Source organism: Paenarthrobacter sp. 10N417 (genome assembly GCF_056394745.1).
The window spans coordinates 91,661-110,747 of record NZ_JBFTIL010000003.1 but is presented as its reverse complement, the minus strand read 5'-3'; the positions used below and the strand labels follow the sequence as shown (position 1 = coordinate 110,747).

Here is a 19,087-nt window from a genome sequence, read left to right as displayed (position 1 = left end):
AACACCTGCAACCTGAATAGCACATGACGTTCCGGGAACCCGGAACGTCATGTGCTGCTAAGTAGTAGGCGCTACTTCCCGAACGAGCGCAGCCGCAGGGAGTTCGCCACAACAAGCACGGAGCTCGCTGCCATTGCTGCGCCCGCGATCATCGGATTCAGCAGTCCAAGAGCTGCCACCGGGATACCAATCGCGTTGTAGAAGAAGGCCCAGAACAGATTGGTCTTGATAGTGGAGAGCGTCTTGCGGGAGAGCTCAATGGCCTGGACGAGCTGACCCAGATCGCTGCCCATTACCGTAAGGTCCGAGGCTTCGATCGCGACATCCGTGCCCGATCCCATCGCAATGCCAAGATCGGACTGCGCCAACGCTGCGGCGTCGTTCACGCCGTCGCCGGCCATAGCCACAGTTGCACCGGAGTCCTGAAGCTTCCGCACCGCGTCCACTTTGCCTTCGGGCAAGACACCGGCGAACACGTCATCAGGAGAAATCCCGACGGCGGAAGCTACCTGGGCGGCCACGGCAGCGTTATCACCCGTCAGTAGCATCGGACGAATTCCCAGGTCCTTCAGCCGCTGGATCGCAGCAGCCGAGCTGGGCTTGATGGTATCGCTCAGGCTGACAATTCCCGCAGCTTGACCGTCCACCGCAACCCAAATTGCGGTTGCACCGCTGTTCTCCTGGGCTGCGAGTTCGTCCCGTTGGCTGGAATCGAGGGCAATGCCGTTCTCCTCAAGCCAGCCTGAGCGCCCAACGACAATCGTTTTTGCGGTGCCGTCCAACGCCACGGTTCCCCGGACACCGCCGCCAGGAGCGGAACTGAAGTCATCCACGCCCGGGAAGGTACCGGCGTCGGGCATTGCTTCCTTGGCCGCTGCTGCAATCGCGTGGGCGATGGGGTGCTCCGATGCCGACTCAACCGCACCGGCAAGGGTCAGAACTGCTGCCGGTGAGTGGCCATTGAGGGCAACTGTATGATCCACAGCCAGCCTTCCGCTGGTCACGGTGCCGGTCTTGTCCAAAAGGATAGTGTCCACGTGGCGGGTGTCCTCAAGCACTTGTGGACCCTTGATGAGGATGCCCAGCTGGGCGCCGCGGCCCGTTCCGGTCAGCAGGCCCACAGGAGTTGCAAGCCCCAAGGCGCAGGGGCAGGCGATCACGAGGACAGCAACCGCAGCGGTAAACGCCGCATTGAGGTCGCCTGAGAAGAACAGCCACAACAGGAACGTCACCAGCGCAAGCACCAGCACGATCGGCACGAACACCGCGCTGATCCTGTCCGCCAGACGTGCGATCGGCGCTTTTCCGGTCTGCGCCTGGCTGACCAAACGGCCCATCTGCGCCAGGGTGGTGTCGGACCCAACCCGTGTGGCCCGAACCAACAGACGGCCAGAGGTGTTGATGGTGGCGCCTGTCACCTGACTCCCCGGACCGACCTCGACCGGAACAGATTCGCCGGTAACGAGAGAGGCGTCGACGGCGGACGCGCCGTCAATGACCACGCCATCCGTCGCGATCTTCTCACCAGGGCGCACCACAATGACGTCATCTACCAGGAGTTCTTCAGCAGGTATTTTCTGCTCCCGGCCGTCCACCAAAATCGTGGCATCCTTGGCGCCAAGATTCAGCAGGGCTTTCAAAGCTCCGCCTGCCTTGGCCTTCGCATTCGCTTCCAAATACCGGCCTAAAAGCAGGAACGTGGTGACAACCGCGGCGACCTCGAAATACAGCCCACCTCCGGACATGCTTTCCATGCCGGGATGCTCAGTCATCCGGGGATCCGCGAACAACTGCCAGGCGGAGTAGAGGTAAGCCGCGATCACCCCGATGGAAACGAGCGTGTCCATGGTGGATGCGAAATGCCGGGCGTTGATAGCAGCGGCCCTATGGAACGGCCATGCAGCCCAGCTGACCACTGGCAGCGCCAGTACACCCACAATCCAGCCCCAATTTGTGAACTGCAGGGCGGGCACCATCGAAATGGCGAAGACGGGGATGGTCAGTATGGCTGCCGTGATCAGGCGTGGGCGGAGTGTTGACGCGGCAGGGCCGTGGGACATGTGGTCTGCGTGCTCTGCGTGCTCTGCGTGATTTGCGTGGTCGGCGGGTGCGGAACCGCCGGAGCCGTGCTCTGCATGCTCGCTCGTGCCTCGCTTAGACGCATGCTGCCGCACGCCTCCGGCGGTTCCGCCGTGGGCGTGGCCGCTTCCGCCGTGGCCGCTTCCGTTGGGCACAGCCAGCGTTGTCTGATCTGGCGTCATCGCGTTGTGATGGGTGGACGTGTTTGCGTGGGCCTTGTGATCCGAGAGGTCAGTGCTGCTCTCGGTGGGGGTGAGTCCAACGTGGTGGTGCTCGGCGTGGCGCTCGCGGGTGTGGGGGGCCGGGGGTTGGCGAACTTTGGCTTTGTAGCCCGTGGCGTTGACGGTGTCCACGATTTGCTGGTCCGTTACCGTGGCCGGAACGGTCACATGGGCTGATTCCAAGGGCAGGTTGACGCTGGCTTCAACGCCTTCAAGCTTGCCGAGCTTCCGCTCAACTCGATTGACGCACGAGGCGCAGGTCATGCCCTCTATGTCCAGTTCGATGACCCGGGTTTCGGGCTGATTGAAGGTCTCCTGGTTACTCAAGAGGTCTCCTAGGCTTCGTTGGCTACCACCAAGTAGCCGGCTTCAGCAACGGCCTCGCCTATTTCTGAAGGCGAGAGCTGGTTGGTGGATTTGATGGTCACGGTGGACAGTCCGCCGGGGTTGAGGTCCACTGAGACCTCTTCCACGCCGTTAAGTGCTTCGAGTTCCTCGCTCACGCTTGAAACACAGTGGCCGCAGGTCATGCCGGAAACGTTGACGTTTGTCTGGATGGTCTGGCTCATGATGCGCTCCTTTGTAGTGAGTTGAATGGTGTGGTGTGTGGTGGCGGAGTTACCGCAGCAGGCGCCCGATGGCATCGGTGGCCTCCTTCACTTTGGCGTCGATCTGTTCGGCGCGGGCTTCCGGGTTGGGCTCGGAGGCAGCGCCAACCACACAGTGGCCGATGTGCTCCTCGACGAGCCCAAGGCTGACGGCGTGCAGGGCTTTCGTGGCAGCAGCTACCTGCGTGAGGATGTCGATGCAGTACTTGTCCTCTTCCACCATGCGCGCGATGCCGCGGACCTGCCCCTCAATGCGTTTCAGGCGGCGCAGGTATGCATCCTTGTTGCTCGTATAACCGTGCGGCGCGGCGTGCTCCAGATCCACTTCAATGGTCGGGAAGTCACCGCCCGGCTGACTAATACTCAGGTCTGCATTGCTCATGCATTGAATGTATACCCCTTGGGGGTATCAAATCAAGTACCCCCCAGGGGTATCTCGCTAGTTGTTGCCAAGGAGCGCGAAGCAAGCCGGCGATCACGTAGTCTTTGCTTTGGCGGAAGGAGAATGCCGCTGAATCCGCTTTTCTCAACGGAGGACACGTGAAAACCTCACCGCTCGCCATAAATCTCGATCCGGCCGCCTTTTTCCGCGCCAAGCTGCAGTGCGAGATCGACGTCATGGAAGTGGCCGAATCGGAGCCCGGTTCCCTCGTTGTGGTGGACACACGCAGGCAGTCCTCATGGGACCACGGGCATATTCCCGACGCGGTACATATTCCGACTGCGCAGATTCCGGCGATGGCTGCTGGCTTGATCCCGGCGGGTTCAAAAGTAGTGGTCTACTCATGGGGTCCGGGATGCAACGGCAGCACATTCGCGGCGCTCGCATTCGCCGAGCTGGGATATTCCGTGAAGGAAATGATAGGCGGCATCGAGTACTGGATCAGGAATGGCCTCCCAGTCGAGACTGCTTCCGGAGTCAGCTCGCAGAAGCCCGATCCACTGGTCACAGCTCACAAGTACGGGGACGGCTTGAAGGATTCTGCCCAAGACATCGCCCGAACCTCGGGCCGGTGATGTGAGGAACTTCGGCCGTCAGGCTTTCTTCAGTTCCTGGGCGAGCATCACGAGGATTCCGCTGGGGCCTCGGAGGTACGTGAGTTTGTAGACGTCGCCGTAGGTCGCCACGCCGCGAAGCGGATGGAATCCGTGCTTTGCAGCTACCTCGAGGGCCTTATCGATATCGTCGACCGAAAAGGCCACGCGGTGCATGCCAATGTCGTTGGGGCGCGTGGGGTCAGACTCGATCGCTTCCGGGTGGATGTATTCAAATAGCTCAAGGCGACCCTGACCGTCAGGGGTTTGTAGCATCGCGATCTTGGCATGGTTTCCGTCAAGTCCTACAGCCATGTCGGCCCACTCGCCGCTGATCGTGTCACGCCCGATGACTGAAAGACCAAGATCGGTGAAAAAGGCGATTGCTGCTTCGATGTCGCGAACGGCGATGCCCACGTTCTCAAATTTGATGGCCATGTGTTGAAAGCTACCAAGGTCTGGCGATTGGCTCCAATGCTGGGGGGCGCCGCCTGTTCACCCACGTGACGGCTCGGCTTCCCGTTCCCGTAGCCTTGCGCAGGTAATTTGGCCGGTGCCCCCAAAGCCAAACCGATCTCTGGAGCCTGATATGTCACTCACACAACGTGCCCTGGGCGTAGCCGCCGCCTTGGTCCTCAGTGCCATCCCCGCATTGCCAGCCCAAGCGGCCCCGAGCGCAGACGCCGGTGACTCCTCCTTCACCTTCGGCGTCATCGGGGATGTTCCGTACGGTCCCGCCCAAGTCGAACGCTTTCCGCAGATGGTCACCGAACTGAACAACCAGGACGAGCTGAAGTTCGTCACGCATCTGGGCGACATCAAGGCCGGATCCGCCCAATGCACGGACGAGTACTTCGCCGCCATCAGGACCCAGTTTGACCGTTTCGAAGCTCCCCTCATCTATACGCCCGGCGACAACGAATGGGTGGACTGCCACCGAGCCAACAATGGCGCCTACAACCCGCTGGAGCGGCTCGACACCTTGCGCGAAATGTTCTTCAACACTCCGGGAAAGACCCTGGGTGGCAACATGCCGGTCAAGTCCGCCGCGGAGCAGGGGCTGCCCGAAAATGTGACATTCAGCAAGGAGCGGGTCGCCTTCTCCGTCATCAACGTCCAGGGTTCCAACAATTCACTCGCGCCCTGGTCAGGTCTCGGTGAGACCGTGCCCAATGAAGCTCAACTTGCGGAGGTCCGGGCAAGGACAGCAGCGGATGTGGCCCAGTTGCAGCGAACGTTTGCAGATGCCAGGAAGACCGGCTCGCGCGCCGTCGTGATCATGACCCAGGCCGACATGTTCGACCCATTCATGCTCTCGCAGGGTGCCGAGGCGAACCCGGAGCTCGTGAGCGGCTTCCGCCCGATCGTCGAGGCAATTGGTGCCGGGTCCGCGTCCTTCGGTGGCCCCGTCTACATCTTCAACGGCGACAGCCACGTGTACAACGACGATGCACCGTTGACTGCGGGCTCGCCCTGGCTGGGCATCTACGGCGTGAACGCTGCAGAGAATATCCGCCGCGTGACCGTTGAAGGTGCAGCAACGTCCAACGAGTGGCTGCGTGTGACGGTTGCTCCCAACAGTTCTCGGGGCAGCGATGTTCTGAGCTGGCAGCGCGTTCCGTACGCGTCCTGAACCACGCAAGAAGGCTCGACGTCGGCACTCACCTGGGTGCCGACGTCGGGGCCTTCTATCCGGTCTCGGCTTCCTTCAGAACCAGCGCTGTCCCCTGGAACGCCCGCAGTTCGAGGAAGAAGCTGCCAAGATCGTCCACTTGCCCCACGTTTTCGCCGCTGAAGAGATCGTGGACGCTGGCGCCAGGGACAAGATGCGAGGACTGGATGCTGCCGGCGATGTCCTGGTCGGAGAAGTTTAGGACGGTGACTTCAAGCTCGCCGCTGCCGAGTTGGTTGACAAGGACGAGCAGCCCGCGGTTGGAAACGTCGGGCACGTCCAGCAAAGTGCTGGTTGCGATCCCTGATTGTTCCCTTACTTTCAGGATCTGCTGCAGTCGCCGGGCGTAGGAGCCAGGATCGTTGAGCTGTTCAGGCAACGGACCGTAAAGACTGGTAGCACGTGGCATCCCGGCCAACGACGTCTTGGCATCGGGACTTGTCCCCATGAGGTCGTGTGCGCCGCGGTTGATCCAGCGGGTATCGCCCTGGGAAGTGAGCACACGTACGGTGGCGCGGTCCAGGGCTGTGATGCCGGTGAGGTCCCAGCCGGAAAGGGCGAAGACCCCGGGCTGCAGCGCGTTGTACATGGACAGGAGCACGTGGGCGTCAAGGACCTGGGACTCTTGCTCCTTGGTGATGGCGGCGGGGTCATTGATGCCCAGGGCCGCCATGATGAAGCTGACGGTGGTGCAGGCGATGCCGTTGGTTGTGAAGACCGCGTTGTACGGGCCATTCTCGCCCGTGAGGCGTTCACGCAGGGTGTTCTGAACCTTCTCGGCAACCTCGGCACCGGTCAGCTCTTCGCCGGCAAGCTCGAAGATGTCTTCCCGGTGGCCAGCGGCAAAGTGGAGTAGCTCGTAGGTCAGTTCATCGTGGTTCTGCAGCGCGTGCACCAGGGAGGCCTGGTCCACGCCGATCTCCATGGCAAGCCGAAGGGTCAGCCGCAGGAACTCGGTATCACCGGTGACCAGCGCGTAGTGGTAGGCCGGCCTGGTGATGAAGTCGTAGGACAAATCCGGGCCCGATTCCGACTGCGCCTTGATGTCGTCAATGGTGAGGTTGAGTTCCTGGAAAGAGAACCCGCCCACTTTGCGGATCATGGAACCAATGAGCTGGTTCGCTGCCTCGGACAAGGGGTGGCCTTCCGACCAGCCCGGCTGCTCCTCAGCACTCTTCTCGACGCCGAGGAACCCGTTGGCATCCAGCCGCAGAGCGCCGGTGCCCAGGTCCAGGAGGGAGTGCAGCGCATCGCCCACCACCAAACGCATCCCGGCGAAGGTTGGGTCCAGCCAGTTAATGGACGGCTGGCCGGCCTTGAAATAATGGAGATACACCCAGCGACGGGTCTTGCCGGTGGTATCCACGATCGGCCGGGTGGCGCTCCAGTTCGTCTCCTTGACCCCGGGCTCGTAGAAGATCACCCGTTGGAGCCTGCCGATGATGTACCCCGCCTTTTGCAGGGCCTGCTCGGCGTCGGGACTGATGTTCACTGAGTCTTCGCCCTCGGGAACATCAGGCAGCAGGTGCCAGTCTTCCTCGGGGATATCCACCATGTGATAGATGCCCGGGTAGTCCCGGAAGTTCATCTCGGCAAGACGGAAGTCCGCGCCCTTGCCCGTGTGCCCGGGCACGATGTCGTCGATGACCGTGCCGTCATGATCTGCGGCGACTTCGCACATCCGACGGAATTCCTCTTCGGTGCCGAATGCCGGATCGATTGCCATGCTGATGCGGTCAAAGTGACCATCAACGCTGGGCGTTTGGGACCAGCCGCTTATGCCTCCGGCCAGCTTGACGGGTCCGGTGTGCAGTCCACGGATGCCGATCTCCCGGAACGCTTTCCAGAGCCCCGGATCTCCCAACGCGGACAGGAATGACTGGCCCTCGCGGGTGATGAAGGAGAGAGGGTAGGCCGTGAACCACACGGGTGCGCGCTCCACAGCGGCCCTGGGATTTGGCCGAGCATAGGCGTTCTGCCACATACTCGCCTGGCCCGAGAGTTGCCGGGCCATGGTGTTGGCATCGCCGAGCATCGACTGATTGCGTAGCCAGTCCACATACGTTGGGTTGCGTCCGTCGAATTCCAAGGAGGGGCGGGCTGCGAAGAATTGCCGTCTGCGGGCTATTGGACGCAGGGCTTTCGGGCGGGCCGGATAGAACTGTTCGTCGAAAGTAATTTCCGCCGGCTCGGACGCTGCAATGTCGGCGGTCTCCGCGCCATTCGTAGGCTCTGCGCCGTTCACACCCTGTGCAGGCTCAGCGCCGTCCGTGGGTTTAACGCCGTCCGGTTTCGAACCGTTGGCCGGCGTATCCTGCCCACCGGAATCTCCTGCGAGGCTTCGGTTCTCTGACACGTTCTCGCTGGCTATGGGCTCCCGCACAGTTTTCTCCTTTACGCGGTCGCCGCTTTCGCGCCGACCTTCCGAGGGGTCGTTCAAGAGGTCGCGTACTCCGGCTTCCCGGAGTCTTCATGCTAAGCACCGGAGTACACCATTTGTCGACCCATGACTGACCTGTGGGTTGCGGAACCACCCGAAAAGGCTCGACGACGGCCCTCAGGTGAGTGCCGGCGTCGAGCCTTGGCGGTTGCGTTGGTCAGCCTTGGTGCAGTGCTTCCTGCCGGCGCTCCTCCAGCGCGTTGCGGACACGCTCCACGTCCCGCGGGTAGCAGAAGTAGAGGGCCGTGAGGACTGCCGCGTTGACCAGCATGAGGATCACCAGGGTCCAGAGGAACACGGCCTGGATTCCGAGGCTTGAGGCCAGTGCGCCCGCTCCGAGGGAGAAGACGGCCCACCCGATGGTCTCGAAAACGGTCAGGAAGATGGCGAAGGCCTGGCCGCGAAGTTCCGGCAGGACGACGGCCGCGACGATCGGACGGTTGGCGGGCGGATTGGCTCCTTGGGCGAAGCCGATCAAGGCCCAGAACGCGCTGTAGATGCCGATGTTGTCGTAGTCGAATTGGGTGGCGAAGAATGCGACGGCGGCGAAGAGAACCTGGGCGCCCTGCAGGTAGGCAACCCGGCCGCGATCGGGAAGGACCCGATCCAAGAGGGCGACGAGCCAGCCGCCACCCGCGGTTCCGGCAAAGTAGCCGAGTCCAAAGGGCACCAGGACGATGGCCGCGACAGCGTTGGTGAACCCCCGTTCCACCACGAGGAACTGGATACCGAAGATCGCGATGAGGAGGTGCCCGGACAGCAACCGCGAGAGCATCATGATGGAGAAGCTCGGAATCCGGAACAGCGAGGCCACGGAGCGAACAGTGACTTTAGGGGCCAGGCGCTCGCGGCCGCTGAGGTCTGCGAGCTGCTTCTCGGAAGCGCCAACTCCCGGGTCCTTCAGGAGCAGTGCCACAAGCAAGCCGGCCAGGAGGCAGATGCCACCGATGGTCCACATGCCGAAGCGCCAGCCGTCAGTAATGCCCGTAAACAAAGCGATGAGCGGGGCAATGAAGGAGCTGATAAGGCTCATGAATCCGTAGAAGTAGCCCGCAGCCTTGCCGCGCTGGCTGTCATCGAAGGAGTCCGCGATGATGGCGTTGGCGATCGGGCTTCCACCGATGATCGATGCCGACATCAGCGTGTTGAGGATCAACAGTTGCACGAAATCCTGGGAAAAACCTGCTGCTATACCGAAGACGCCACCTGCCAAGGTAGTGGCGATCAGCGCTTTCCGTCGGCCGATCTTTCCGGCAAGCCAGGCCCACGCCGGACCGGCAGGGACAGCAATGATTTTGCCGAGTGCGGCCAGCAGGCCAAGGTGGCTGCTCTGCAGTTTCAGGGCCGCCGCAATGGTCGGGAAGAGGGTGGCACTGAGGCCGGCTTCCGTATTGTCCACGACGGTAACGCCGGTGAGGACAGCGAGGTTTCGCCAGCGGTGGGGGACTTTGCTGGCCTGGGCTGCTCCTTCTGCTGGAGCTTCCGTGGCGAGGGCGGGGCTGGGTTGGGTGGTCATGGGCTGTAGGTCCTGTCTACATTGTCAGGCTGGGTTGGGGATGTGTCACTGGCTTGGAGTTACGCCGTGGGGACGGCAGCCAGTTCCTCGGCAATGGACCCGAGGGCGCTCGGGGGAACCGGGATGACGGCTGCGAGCTGGTAGAGGCTGAGCTGGGCGGGGATGTTTACCAACTCAGTGCTGATGAGGTCGGGGAGGTACCTCTCCACGGCTTCGCGGCCGCGGACGTCCTGGAGCAGTTCCAGAAGGGGCAGTGCCAGGGCCGCTCCGCCGTCGCCGAAGCTGTCGATCGGAGGCAGGGGTTCCAAGGCGAGCCGCGCCCTGTCCGCTTGCTGGGCGGCGAGCAGGTGCTGGGCTGTGGGTTCGGAATCGAAGGGAATTCCGAGCCGCTGGAACTGGCTTTCCGGTGCATCGTTGGCGTGCATGAGTTTGGCCATTGTTTTCAGAAGGCGCAGTTCCAACTCGTCATCGATGATCGGGTTCGTTTGGTGTGGGTCGTTTTCCACGTCGAACAGGAGGGATCCGTGGACCCACGAGTTCATCATGGAGGTGGTCTGGAGTTGCATTGTCCGCAGTCCCTTGGTGAAGCTGAACGCTTCCGCAGGTTCCCACTGCGCGAGTTCGGCCGTTGAGAACCGGGACCGCATGTGGGTGGGCATCAGCGTGTAATCCTCCAGCGGAGTGTTGGAAGGATCGACGGCGGCACGCATGTAGACGTAGCGGCCGTCAGTGACGTTGACGTGGCCACCGTGAATACCGAACAGGGCCGCCTCACGTACTTCGCTGTCATCCTGCAGCACGGCGGCAAGGTCCTGGCCCTGCATATCCTGCGTAGGTTCGACGCCGAAGAAGCGCAGCATGGTGGGTGCGATGTCGATGGTCTGGGCAAGAGCTCCACGCCGGGTGTCCTTGCCGCCCGTGCGCGGGTCCCACAGGAACATGGGCAGGTGAACCAGCTCGTTGAACCATGGCTGAACAGATTTGGCCCACCAACCGTGCTCGCCCAGCAGGAAGCCGTGGTCCGTGTTCACCAGGAGGAGGGTGTCTTCCCACAGGTTGTACTGATCCATGGCATCCAGAACGCGTCCGAGCGACTTGTCGCACATCGAGACCAAAGCGGCATATTCGTAACGGGCGTGCTCCACCTGATCCTGAGGCTCGGTGACCTTCTGATATCCAGGCCAATCGAATTCGGGGCCATCGTAATCATGCTCGTACAAGGCCTTGTATTTGCTGTGGGTGAAGAAGGGCTCGTGCGGATCGAAAAGCTCGATCTGGAGCATCCACTTGTCTGCTTCACGGTTGGTATCGATGAAGTGCAGGCCGGCGTCGACAGTTTTGGTCTGGGAGTGATCAGCCTCGGTGGGCATGTAACTGCGGTTGATGAGGTCCTGCCGCTTCATCCCGGCACGCCAGTCCTGGCTCCCGCCGGAAGGATTTACTACACCCTTCCAAGGGTCGCCTTCCTGGCCACGGAAGAACTCCCAGGTTGTGTAACGCGGGTGATAGGTGGCGCCTCCGTCCTCCCAGTAGTGCGGGTGGTCTGACACGAGATGCGTGTGCACTCCTGCCTTTCCCAGCATCTCCGGCATGGAATCGTCGAAAGGTTCCAGCGGCCCCCAACTGCGGTGCAGGAAATTGTGGCGGCCGGTGTGCATCTCGCGGCGGGCTGGCATGCAGGGCATCGAACCGGCATAAAAATTGTCGAACGTGGCTGTCTTTGCTGCGAGGCGGGCAAAGTTGGGGGCATCTACGAACGTGTCCGCGGCGTACGGGGAGAGCATGTGCCTGTTGAGGCTATCGAACATGAGAATGATGGCCTTCATGGTCGCAACTCCGCCGGTACTGCGGTGAGCGAGCGGGACGACAATTGTCCATCCAGGAGCTCCTTGCGCAGGCTGATCAGTCCAGCCACGTGGGCGTCGATGGCGCTCGCGCCCATGAGGTGCAGGCGCTCTCCCACGGATTCGGCCAGCTCCGTGTCAAAGGCGATGGTGGGAGCCCATTGTTCCCTGCGGTCGCGGTTGCGGTAGCGGGCGATTTCGTCCTGGCGGGTCTGGATTTCGACGTCCAGAATCCGGAGGAGTTGCTCCGCGCTCATGAAACCCGCAAAGGACAACCGCGCGGCGAGTTCGGGGTCCTGAAAACGGCTGGCCGGGTGGTACGGGCCGGTGAGCCAATCGAGGAACACTGTGGCTCCTTCATCAGTGACGCGGTAGGTCTTTGCGTCCTGTGCGCCGGGCCGGGGGTCCACGCTATGGGTCACCCAACCTTGGCTCTCCATGCTCCCGAGCGAGCGGTAGACCTGGCTCATCTGCGTATTTGAGCGCAGGAAGCGGCCGTGGGTGTCCAGGAACTTCTTGATGTCGTAGCCCGTGCTCGGGTGCTCCAGCAGAACTCCAAGAAGGATGTGTTCGAGCTTCATTGTTCTCTCCATTGGCGGGTCATTCCGTGACGCGGATCACGTCTTCTAAGAAAAGAATGACACAAGTGGAATGGTGAGTCAATGACACAAGTGGAATGCTTTTGGTTGCATAGGCGCCGACGCAAGTTCCGGCGTCGAACCTTAACGCCCAAGCCTGTGTACACAAGGAGGGCGGGAGGCGAAGCTTAAGGGGCACGTGCACCCAGGGGGAGTTCCGAATGTACAAAGCGCCGAACAAGGCAATCACGGACAGCCGGCTCGACCACGCATTCTTCGTTCTCGGGGGAGCCGCTGCCGTATGGCTGGCGTTCCTGTTGGTGGGGGAGAGCTTTCACCTCGGGTGGGGCCAGGTGTGGTTCTCCTTTGTGTTCTGGGCCTTCCTTGCCTACCTGCTGCTGCCCCGCCTCCACCGAATACTGACCACCATTTACGTTCCCGGTTACTTCATCGGGCGGGCCCGGACCAGCGACGGACTGCTCGGTGACCCGGTGAATGTGGCCCTTATGGGCACCGAGCCGCAGATCCACGCGACCATGAGGGCTGCCGGGTGGACCATTGCCGACGACGTGACCTTCGCGAGCAGCCGGCGCATCGTGAGCTCGACACTTTTGCGGCAGAGCTACACCCAGGCGCCCGTCAGCCCCTTGTACCTCTTTGACCGTCAGCAGGACTTCGCCTACCAGCAGGAAGTGGACAGCAACCCCGGCAAACGCCACCACGTCCGCTTTTGGCGCTGCCCGGAGGGTTGGATGCTGCCCGGCGGGCACAAGGTGGACTGGCTCGCCGCCGGCACCTACGATCGCAGCGTTGGCTTCTCACTGTTCACCCTGCAGATCACGCACAAGATCGAGCAGAATACCGATGTGGAGCGGGACCACATCGTGCGGACGGTGTCGGAGGCTGAGCCTGCCTTAACCGTCCGTGTCATCAAGGACTTTTCCACCGGATATCACTCGCGCAATGGCGGAGGGGACTCGATCTCCACAGACGGCGATCTGCCCATCATCGACGCCCGCCGTGTGCCCGTCCCCGCCGACCAACCAGCCAGCCAGACGGACAGCCGCGACCGCCGTCCCGCACCCACCATGACGGGCGCATTCCTCGTGGTCATCCGGGCCTTGGCGGCGCTGGCTTTGGCCATCACCTTGCTCACCTCGGGCGGCGACATCACCATTGAGGACGCCAACCTTGACCCGCAAACCACGACGGCGGCAATCGTCACCATAGCTGCGATCGTCCTGGTCTTCGGGCTCGGCGAGGTATTCCTTGCCTGGCGGATATTCCTCGGCAGCAACGGCGCCCGAGTCATTGCGATGGGACTCAGCTCCATCTCGATCGTGGTCCAAGCCATCGATGCCTCCACGGGGACCACCAATCTCACGCTTGAGGCAGGCCTGTCCGGTTTGGCCACGGACATCCTGGTGCTGCTTGCTTTGTCCAGCCAACGGGCCAGGATCTATGCCAAGCGCCAGCGGGTGCCGGCCGTCCCGCCGTCGGTGGTTCGCCGGGTGGCTTCCTGACCTTCTTTGACGGCGGGAGTCCCGCGGCGCGCCGAGGAATGCGGCGTGTCGACGGGCTGTGAGCGTCAAAGTGGGTGCTGACGGATCAGCCCCTGAAGCTTAGCCAATCAAGTACCCATCAAGTGAGACGCTCTACCAATAATGCTGCTAATCCGGCTCTAGTGAGACTTTCCCAACGGTCGGCTGGTTCCTCTATCAAGTTCCCATCAAGTAAATCCGACGGCACTGTCAGCTCACCGCTACGTAGTGATTGCCTGTGGCTCGGCCGCAGCCCACGTGGGCACGTATCGCCGCATTCTCGGTGCGGCTTCGGGATCGAACGGCGCTATTAATCCGGCCTCAACAGCTTCGCGAATTAGGCGCGACGCTTGAGCACTGTTCTGAGGTTCTATGCCGAATCGCTCACGCACTGAGGTGTTGGTAGTGTGCTGTCGGGTGACGTGCCGCAGGCACGCGTGAAGGTAGACTGCTCGAACTCGATCTTGTTTGTCCATTTTCGTAAGCGGCCGATACGCGAAGAGCACGACCCGGGTGTGGTTCTCCGTCACCTCTACAAGCGGCGCCGGGAGCTGGTGGTACTCAGTTTGAAAAACAATCTTGTCCCAGCCGCTTCCGCGTTCTTCACAGATTCCGGCCCTTCGCATGACAGAAGCAAGTGCTTCGTTCCTGGACTGAGGAGGTGTATCGACGAACCTGGCGGGGTCCATCAGCGGAACGCCAGGGCTCGTAAACTCGATGCGATCCTCGAATATTTCAAACATTGGCCCGGAACCACCGACAGTGAAGTCTTGATGGATCAGCGCATTGGCAAGAATCTCACGGATGGCGAGAGGAGGAAACATCGGAACATCTTTCCTCAAAGCTCGTTCTACAACCTCATTGGCTGGCAGCAAGGCCTCGATGTACCCAACAAGCCCATCAAATCCATTCGCGTAGCCTCTGGTGCCCACCTGCTCCTTGAGAGTTTCGATTCGACCTGCACCGCGGTATTGAATGACTCGGGCGGCCTTTCTGGACAGATTCTGGAACTCGGAGAGCCGCTTGGCAAACAGAAGGGCTCCGAGGTTGGAGATGTTCCAATCTCCGGACCCTGAGAGCTCAACGAAACGTTCGGATGCGAGGGCGTTAAGGATTTCGTTGGGGGTTCCCGGAAGTGGCTGTCCCATCAAATCAAAGTATGCGGGGTAGTCCAGTAGCCTGAGAACATCATCGCCGCGGACGTTTTCGAGAGCTATCAGCCGTTCAAAGGGCGTTCGGTCAAAAAGTCTCCAAAGCTCCCGCTCTTTTTGAGGAAACTCCTTGAGCTTCTTCTTGTAGCTGCCGATTCGGATGTATTCGGTGTCCTGGAACCGCACAGGATGTCCATATGCGCGCTCTATGCGCAGTACAACAACATCGTGAGCCTGAACAATGACTTCAAAGAACTCGAAGTTGATTTTGGGGGACACGACTCGTAAGAGCCAGTTTTCAAGTTCCTCATTGCCGATCTTCTTTTGCCGTGGCTTGAAGTTGGTACCAACAATGGCATGATCATCGTCTCTGACGCCCCAGATCATATATCCGTAGACTTGCCCCGCCATGGCTGCGGAGTTGGAGAGAGCCGAGATGTATTCTCCAATCGCGGCGGGGTCAGCGATATTCTCCTTAAATTCGACCCATTCGGTTTCGTTTGGTAGAGACGCGAGTTCCACAACAAGATCGGGAAGGCTGTTCTCGGGGACGGATATGCTCATTTGAAATCCTTTAGCAGCCGTCCAGAGACGACGCTCCTACGATTGCTCATCAAGAAGACCTCCTACGGAGTTTTTGTCCCAGCGGAATGTGCGCACAGGAAGAAGTAGCCATCGATAGTCTGCCATGTTGCATCGAACATCAGCAGATATACGAGCGTTATCCACAGGTGGAGAAGCCTTGGACTGATGCACGACACCCAAATTCGTGGCGGACGCAAAAACGGGCTAGCGACGCCCGGATTGGGTGTCGCTAGCCCGTTGGCGTGGCGGAAAAATTACGCAGTAACAGCCAGGGCGTCGATCTCCACCAGCATGACCTCGTGCGGGAGGTCCACAAACACGGTGGTGCGGCTCGGCAGCAATCCGCTGGGCACGTTCTCGCGGATGAACTCTCCGTAAACCTCGTTCATCGCGGCAAAGTCATCACGGGTGGTGAGGTAGACGCGGAACATGATGACGTCTTCAACGGAGGAACCGCCGGCCTCGAGGATGGCCTTCACGTTCTCCAGCGTCCGACGTGTCTGGACGCGGACGTCGCCCTCGCCGATGTACTGGTTGGTGGCGGGATCCATGGGGCCCTGGCCGGAGACCTGGAACATCCCGCCCTTTTTGATGCCCTGGGAAAATACGTGCGCCGGGGCGGGGGCGCTTTCGGTCAGTACTACGTTCTTTTCACTCATGCTGAGTTCCTTTCGTGGCTGATCCAGCCGAGGTCATTCGAGATAGCCTCGGTGCTGGCTTTGAGGTCGGGCAGCAGCTCCAGCAAGCCTTCATAGCTGAGCATCACTACCGGTACCGAACAAGAGGCTGCGGCCACAACGGCGCCGCTGGCGTCGCGGATGGGGGCCGCGATGCAGTGCACGAATGCCTCGTGCTCAGCGTTGTCGTGGGCCCAGCCCTGTTCCTTGACCTGCTCGAGTTCGGCCAGCAGGGCCTCCGGCGAGGTCAGGGTGTTCTCGGTAACTTTGATGTAGTCCAGCCCCGCCGCGATCTTTTCCTGCCGGCTCCGCGGCATGTCGGCGAGAAGGACTTTGGACACAGCGGCCGAGTGCAGCGATGCAGTCAGGCCGATGCGCGAGTACATGCGGACGGGGTGGTGCGACTCGAATTTGTCGATGTACACCACCTCATTCCCTTCAAATGCCGCGAGGTGCACGGTGTGCCCGGTGCGGCCATTCAGCTCGGCCAGGTGCGGGTGCGCTACCTTGCGGATGTCCCTCTGCTCAAGGGCCAGCGATGACAGTTCGAACAGTTTGGAACCCAGCATGAACCGCTGCTCTTCGTCCCGTACGACGAACCGCTTCTCCTCCATGGCGTGCAGCAGCCGCATCACGGTGGTTTTGTGCACGGACGCTTTGGACGAGAGCTCGTCAAGGGTGGCGGGCTTCGCTGCGAGTTCGGCGAGCAGGTCGATGGCCCGCATGAGGCTCTGGCTCAAAATGTCACGCTCCGGTTCTGGTGTTGAAATGTCCCTCTTCAACATGGATAGCAGCCCAGTCCTCATCCGAAGAATCGAGGATGGCCGCGAGCTCAACAGCGTCAGGCAGGGGGCCGCGGTCGCCATGGACGGTCAGGGTACACGCAGCCGCGACGTGCCCCCGCCGGAGGCTCTCCTTTTGTCCCAGCCCGAACAGCATGCCGCTGAGGTAACCGGCGGCGAACGAGTCACCCGCGCCAACAGGCTCGACGACGGCGACGGACAGTGCGGGAACTTCCTCCCGGGTGCCGGTCCGGTCCAAAGAGATGGCGCTGATCGCCTCGTTCTTGATGACCAGAACCTCCGGATCCGGCATCATGCGGCGGAGGCATCCGCAGCGTGGAACTGACGTTCACCACCCCTGATGCCCTCAAGCACGTCAAGCGCGCGACAGAGACTGCAGCAGACCATGGTGCCGCCGTCGGAATCGGTACGGTCCTGACCGCTGACCAAGCCCGCGCAGCGATCGACGCCGGAGCCAAGTTCCTGGTGACACCTGGCATTCGGCCCGAGGTCGCCGCAGTCGCCGTGGCCGCCGGCATACCCTTCAGCCTTGGCGCCATGACGCCCACCGAAGTGGCGCAGGCATTGGACCTTGGGTCCGGCGTCGTCAAGATTTTCCCTGCCCGGCAACTCGGACCTGCGTATCTGAAGGACCTGCAGGGCCCCTACCCAGGCATCCGTTTGTTGCCTTCGGGAGGCATCGACGCTTCCAACGCCAAGAGCTACCTCGACGCCGGTGCTGCCGCAGTCTGCTGCGGCACCAGCGTGGTCCCGCCCGCAGCGGTCGCTGCAGGCAACTGGGCAGACATCGCGGCCCGTGCCGCCGCGTTTACCGGCACCCTCAAGTAGGACTCACCCAGAAAGAATCCCCATGAATGAATTTCTCGAATGGCTGCGGCACGACACCGCCGGCCTGCTCCTCCTGGCAGGCGCGGGCATCGCCCTCCTGCTGTTCCTGATCATCAAGGTCAAGCTCGAACCGTTCATCGCCCTGGTGGGAACCGGCGTGATCGTGGCTTTGGTGGGTGGGGTCTCGGTTGAAGCGTTGGTCGGCTCGGCCACCAAGAGCAGCGACGCCCTGATTGAGAAGGGCTTCGCCGGCATCCTTGGCCACATCACCGTGATCATCGGCCTCGGTACTGTGCTCGGTGCCATCCTCGAACGTTCTGGTGGCGCGGAAGTGCTGCTCGGCAGGCTCGTGAAGATCTTCGGCGAAAAGGGCACCCCGCTCGCCATGGGTATCACCGGCTTTGTGCTGGGTATTCCGGTGTTCTTCGATATCGGCATCTTCGTCCTGGCGCCGTTGGTTTACGTCGCTGCAATTCGCGGTGGTAAGTCGCTGGCACTGTATGCACTTCCGTTGCTGGCCGGCCTCTCCGTGACACACGCCTTCCTGCCTCCGCACCCCGGACCCGTTGCTGCCGCAGGCCTGTTCCATGTGGACCTTGGCTGGATCATCCTCATGGGCCTCATCTGCGGCATCCCGGCCTGGTTCGCCTCCGGTATTTTGTGGGGCACGTGGATTGGCAAGCGCGTGATGGTGAATGTTCCCGAGGACCGCATCGTTGCTGAGGCCGAGGAAGCCCGTGGCCACGAGCCGTCCATCGGACTGGTGCTGCTGGCTATCGGCCTGCCCATGATCCTCATCCTCGGTGGCACCTTCGGCAACATCTTTGCTCCTCCCGGTGTTTTCCGGGACGTACTCCAGTTCTTCGGCAACCCGGCCATCGCGCTGACCGTCGCCGTGCTGCTGGCCATGTGGCTCCTGGGCATCCGACGCGGCATGAGCTCCGCCGAACTCAGCGAAATCACGGGTTCATCGCTTCGTCCCGTCGGCATGATCCTGCTGGTTGTTGGCGCCGGTGCCTTCTTTGGCGCAGTTCTCTCAGCCACCGGTGTTGGCAAGGCTGTGGCGGACTCGCTGGCCCAGGCCGGCCTGCCGATCATCCTCTCCGCCTTCGTGATCAGCGCGGGCATGCGCATTGCGCAGGGCTCGGCGACCGTGGCGATCGTCACCACCGGCGGCATCCTGGCCCCGAGCTTGGCCTCGGGTTACACCCAGCCGCAGCTCGCCCTGATCGTGGTGGCCATCTCCTCCGGCTCCATCATTGCCAGCCACGTCAACGACGGCGGCTTCTGGATCATCTCCAAGTACTTCAACATGTCAGTCAAGGACACCCTGAAGACCTGGACCGTTCTGGAGACAGTGTTGTCGATCGTGGGCTTCGCAATGGCGGCGCTGCTGTACACGTTCGTGAGGTGACCTTTCGGCACCCAAGCCGGGTGCCGGCGTCGTGCGCTTGTCCCCATGAGAGTGCAGCTTAAACAAAGAGCTCCGGAGTGCGTTATTGGGGGATA

At 61.5% G+C, this 19,087-nt stretch carries 16 protein-coding genes and 1 pseudogene; 5 read left to right on the top strand and 12 right to left on the bottom strand.

Annotated elements, in window-relative coordinates:
* Positions 1 to 71: 71 nt before the first annotated feature.
* The 3 genes from AC1DCM_RS04850 to AC1DCM_RS04840 are packed head-to-tail and all read right to left on the bottom strand — an operon-like array spanning position 72 to position 3,290.
* Positions 72 to 2,627 carry a heavy metal translocating P-type ATPase gene (locus tag AC1DCM_RS04850; protein WP_477517498.1) on the bottom strand — a complete coding sequence of 852 codons (2,556 nt, stop codon included), beginning with the start codon at positions 2,625 to 2,627 and terminating at the stop codon, positions 72 to 74.
* An 8-nt stretch (positions 2,628 to 2,635) separates the two neighbouring features.
* Entirely contained in the window at positions 2,636 to 2,869 is a 234-nt protein-coding gene (locus tag AC1DCM_RS04845) for a heavy-metal-associated domain-containing protein (protein WP_442004887.1), read from the bottom strand.
* A 49-nt stretch (positions 2,870 to 2,918) separates the two neighbouring features.
* Positions 2,919 to 3,290 (bottom strand): metal-sensitive transcriptional regulator, encoded by a 372-nt coding sequence (locus AC1DCM_RS04840; protein WP_442004886.1) that lies wholly within the window; start codon positions 3,288 to 3,290, stop codon positions 2,919 to 2,921.
* Between the two features lie 236 nt (positions 3,291 to 3,526).
* Here AC1DCM_RS04840 and AC1DCM_RS04835 point away from each other — a divergent pair, with 236 nt between their 5' ends.
* Positions 3,527 to 3,925 (top strand): rhodanese-like domain-containing protein, encoded by a 399-nt coding sequence (locus AC1DCM_RS04835; RefSeq protein WP_477517627.1) that lies wholly within the window; start codon positions 3,527 to 3,529, stop codon positions 3,923 to 3,925.
* An 18-nt stretch (positions 3,926 to 3,943) separates the two neighbouring features.
* Here AC1DCM_RS04835 and AC1DCM_RS04830 read toward each other — a convergent pair whose 3' ends face one another.
* Positions 3,944 to 4,381, bottom strand: a complete 438-nt coding sequence (locus AC1DCM_RS04830; RefSeq protein WP_442004885.1) for a VOC family protein — start codon at positions 4,379 to 4,381, stop codon at positions 3,944 to 3,946.
* Between the two features lie 151 nt (positions 4,382 to 4,532).
* On the opposite strand from AC1DCM_RS04830, the gene AC1DCM_RS04825 reads away from it, so the two are divergent.
* Positions 4,533 to 5,576, top strand: coding sequence for a hypothetical protein (locus AC1DCM_RS04825; protein WP_477517497.1), 1,044 nt, complete (start codon positions 4,533 to 4,535; stop codon positions 5,574 to 5,576).
* Between the two features lie 55 nt (positions 5,577 to 5,631).
* Here the strand turns inward: AC1DCM_RS04825 and treS are convergent, their stop codons facing one another.
* The 4 genes from treS to AC1DCM_RS04805 all read right to left on the bottom strand — a co-directional run bounded on the left by treS (position 5,632) and on the right by AC1DCM_RS04805 (position 11,996).
* Positions 5,632 to 7,860, bottom strand: a complete 2,229-nt coding sequence (gene treS, locus AC1DCM_RS04820; protein WP_477517626.1) for a maltose alpha-D-glucosyltransferase — start codon at positions 7,858 to 7,860, stop codon at positions 5,632 to 5,634.
* A gap of 352 nt (positions 7,861 to 8,212) precedes the next feature.
* The gene (locus AC1DCM_RS04815; protein ID WP_477517496.1) at positions 8,213 to 9,571 is read right to left on the bottom strand and encodes an MFS transporter; all 1,359 of its coding nucleotides are present in this window, start codon (positions 9,569 to 9,571) and stop codon (positions 8,213 to 8,215) included.
* Positions 9,572 to 9,630: 59 nt separating this feature from the next.
* On the bottom strand, positions 9,631 to 11,397 hold the full coding sequence (locus tag AC1DCM_RS04810) for a sulfatase family protein (RefSeq protein WP_477517495.1): 1,767 nt from the start codon (positions 11,395 to 11,397) through the stop codon (positions 9,631 to 9,633).
* A complete protein-coding gene (locus tag AC1DCM_RS04805; protein ID WP_442017229.1) occupies positions 11,394 to 11,996 on the bottom strand; it encodes a PadR family transcriptional regulator in 603 nt (200 codons plus the stop codon). Before AC1DCM_RS04805 ends, AC1DCM_RS04810 begins: the two co-directional genes overlap by 4 nt.
* Before the next feature lie 218 nt (positions 11,997 to 12,214).
* Between AC1DCM_RS04805 and AC1DCM_RS04800 the strand changes: the two genes are divergently transcribed.
* Complete coding sequence (locus AC1DCM_RS04800; RefSeq protein WP_477517494.1) at positions 12,215 to 13,516, top strand: LssY C-terminal domain-containing protein; 1,302 nt, start codon at positions 12,215 to 12,217, stop codon at positions 13,514 to 13,516.
* Positions 13,517 to 13,755: 239 nt separating this feature from the next.
* Here AC1DCM_RS04800 and AC1DCM_RS04795 read toward each other — a convergent pair whose 3' ends face one another.
* From AC1DCM_RS04795 to AC1DCM_RS04780, 4 genes are all read right to left on the bottom strand, one after another.
* A complete protein-coding gene (locus tag AC1DCM_RS04795) occupies positions 13,756 to 15,249 on the bottom strand; it encodes an ATP-binding protein (protein ID WP_442004879.1) in 1,494 nt (497 codons plus the stop codon).
* Positions 15,250 to 15,524: 275 nt separating this feature from the next.
* The gene (locus tag AC1DCM_RS04790; protein ID WP_477517493.1) at positions 15,525 to 15,929 is read right to left on the bottom strand and encodes a RidA family protein; all 405 of its coding nucleotides are present in this window, start codon (positions 15,927 to 15,929) and stop codon (positions 15,525 to 15,527) included.
* Positions 15,926 to 16,687, bottom strand: a complete 762-nt coding sequence (locus AC1DCM_RS04785; RefSeq protein WP_477517492.1) for an IclR family transcriptional regulator — start codon at positions 16,685 to 16,687, stop codon at positions 15,926 to 15,928. Before AC1DCM_RS04785 ends, AC1DCM_RS04790 begins: the two co-directional genes overlap by 4 nt.
* 4 nt (positions 16,688 to 16,691) lie before the next feature.
* Entirely contained in the window at positions 16,692 to 17,045 is a 354-nt protein-coding gene (locus AC1DCM_RS04780; protein WP_477517491.1) for a carbohydrate kinase family protein, read from the bottom strand.
* Positions 17,046 to 17,050: 5 nt separating this feature from the next.
* Here AC1DCM_RS04780 and AC1DCM_RS04775 point away from each other — a divergent pair.
* Both AC1DCM_RS04775 and AC1DCM_RS04770 read left to right on the top strand, forming a co-directional pair.
* Positions 17,051 to 17,578: pseudogene (locus AC1DCM_RS04775) on the top strand (bifunctional 4-hydroxy-2-oxoglutarate aldolase/2-dehydro-3-deoxy-phosphogluconate aldolase); the annotation flags it as partial.
* 22 nt (positions 17,579 to 17,600) lie between these two features.
* The gene (locus AC1DCM_RS04770; protein WP_477517490.1) at positions 17,601 to 18,992 is read left to right on the top strand and encodes a GntP family permease; all 1,392 of its coding nucleotides are present in this window, start codon (positions 17,601 to 17,603) and stop codon (positions 18,990 to 18,992) included.
* The last annotated feature ends 95 nt before the right edge of the window (positions 18,993 to 19,087 follow it).

Coding starts and splice junctions, on each gene's coding strand:
- AC1DCM_RS04845 (WP_442004887.1), bottom strand. CDS start 2,869: ATGAGCCAGACCATCCAGACAAACGTCAACGTTTCCGGCATGACCTGC.
- AC1DCM_RS04840 (WP_442004886.1), bottom strand. CDS start 3,290: ATGAGCAATGCAGACCTGAGTATTAGTCAGCCGGGCGGTGACTTCCCG.
- AC1DCM_RS04835 (WP_477517627.1), top strand. CDS start 3,527: ATGGAAGTGGCCGAATCGGAGCCCGGTTCCCTCGTTGTGGTGGACACA.
- AC1DCM_RS04830 (WP_442004885.1), bottom strand. CDS start 4,381: ATGGCCATCAAATTTGAGAACGTGGGCATCGCCGTTCGCGACATCGAA.
- AC1DCM_RS04825 (WP_477517497.1), top strand. CDS start 4,533: ATGTCACTCACACAACGTGCCCTGGGCGTAGCCGCCGCCTTGGTCCTC.
- AC1DCM_RS04815 (WP_477517496.1), bottom strand. CDS start 9,571: ATGACCACCCAACCCAGCCCCGCCCTCGCCACGGAAGCTCCAGCAGAA.
- AC1DCM_RS04810 (WP_477517495.1), bottom strand. CDS start 11,397: ATGAAGGCCATCATTCTCATGTTCGATAGCCTCAACAGGCACATGCTC.
- AC1DCM_RS04805 (WP_442017229.1), bottom strand. CDS start 11,996: ATGAAGCTCGAACACATCCTTCTTGGAGTTCTGCTGGAGCACCCGAGC.
- AC1DCM_RS04800 (WP_477517494.1), top strand. CDS start 12,215: ATGTACAAAGCGCCGAACAAGGCAATCACGGACAGCCGGCTCGACCAC.
- AC1DCM_RS04795 (WP_442004879.1), bottom strand. CDS start 15,249: ATGAGCATATCCGTCCCCGAGAACAGCCTTCCCGATCTTGTTGTGGAA.
- AC1DCM_RS04790 (WP_477517493.1), bottom strand. CDS start 15,929: ATGAGTGAAAAGAACGTAGTACTGACCGAAAGCGCCCCCGCCCCGGCG.
- AC1DCM_RS04780 (WP_477517491.1), bottom strand. CDS start 17,045: ATGATGCCGGATCCGGAGGTTCTGGTCATCAAGAACGAGGCGATCAGC.
- AC1DCM_RS04770 (WP_477517490.1), top strand. CDS start 17,601: ATGAATGAATTTCTCGAATGGCTGCGGCACGACACCGCCGGCCTGCTC.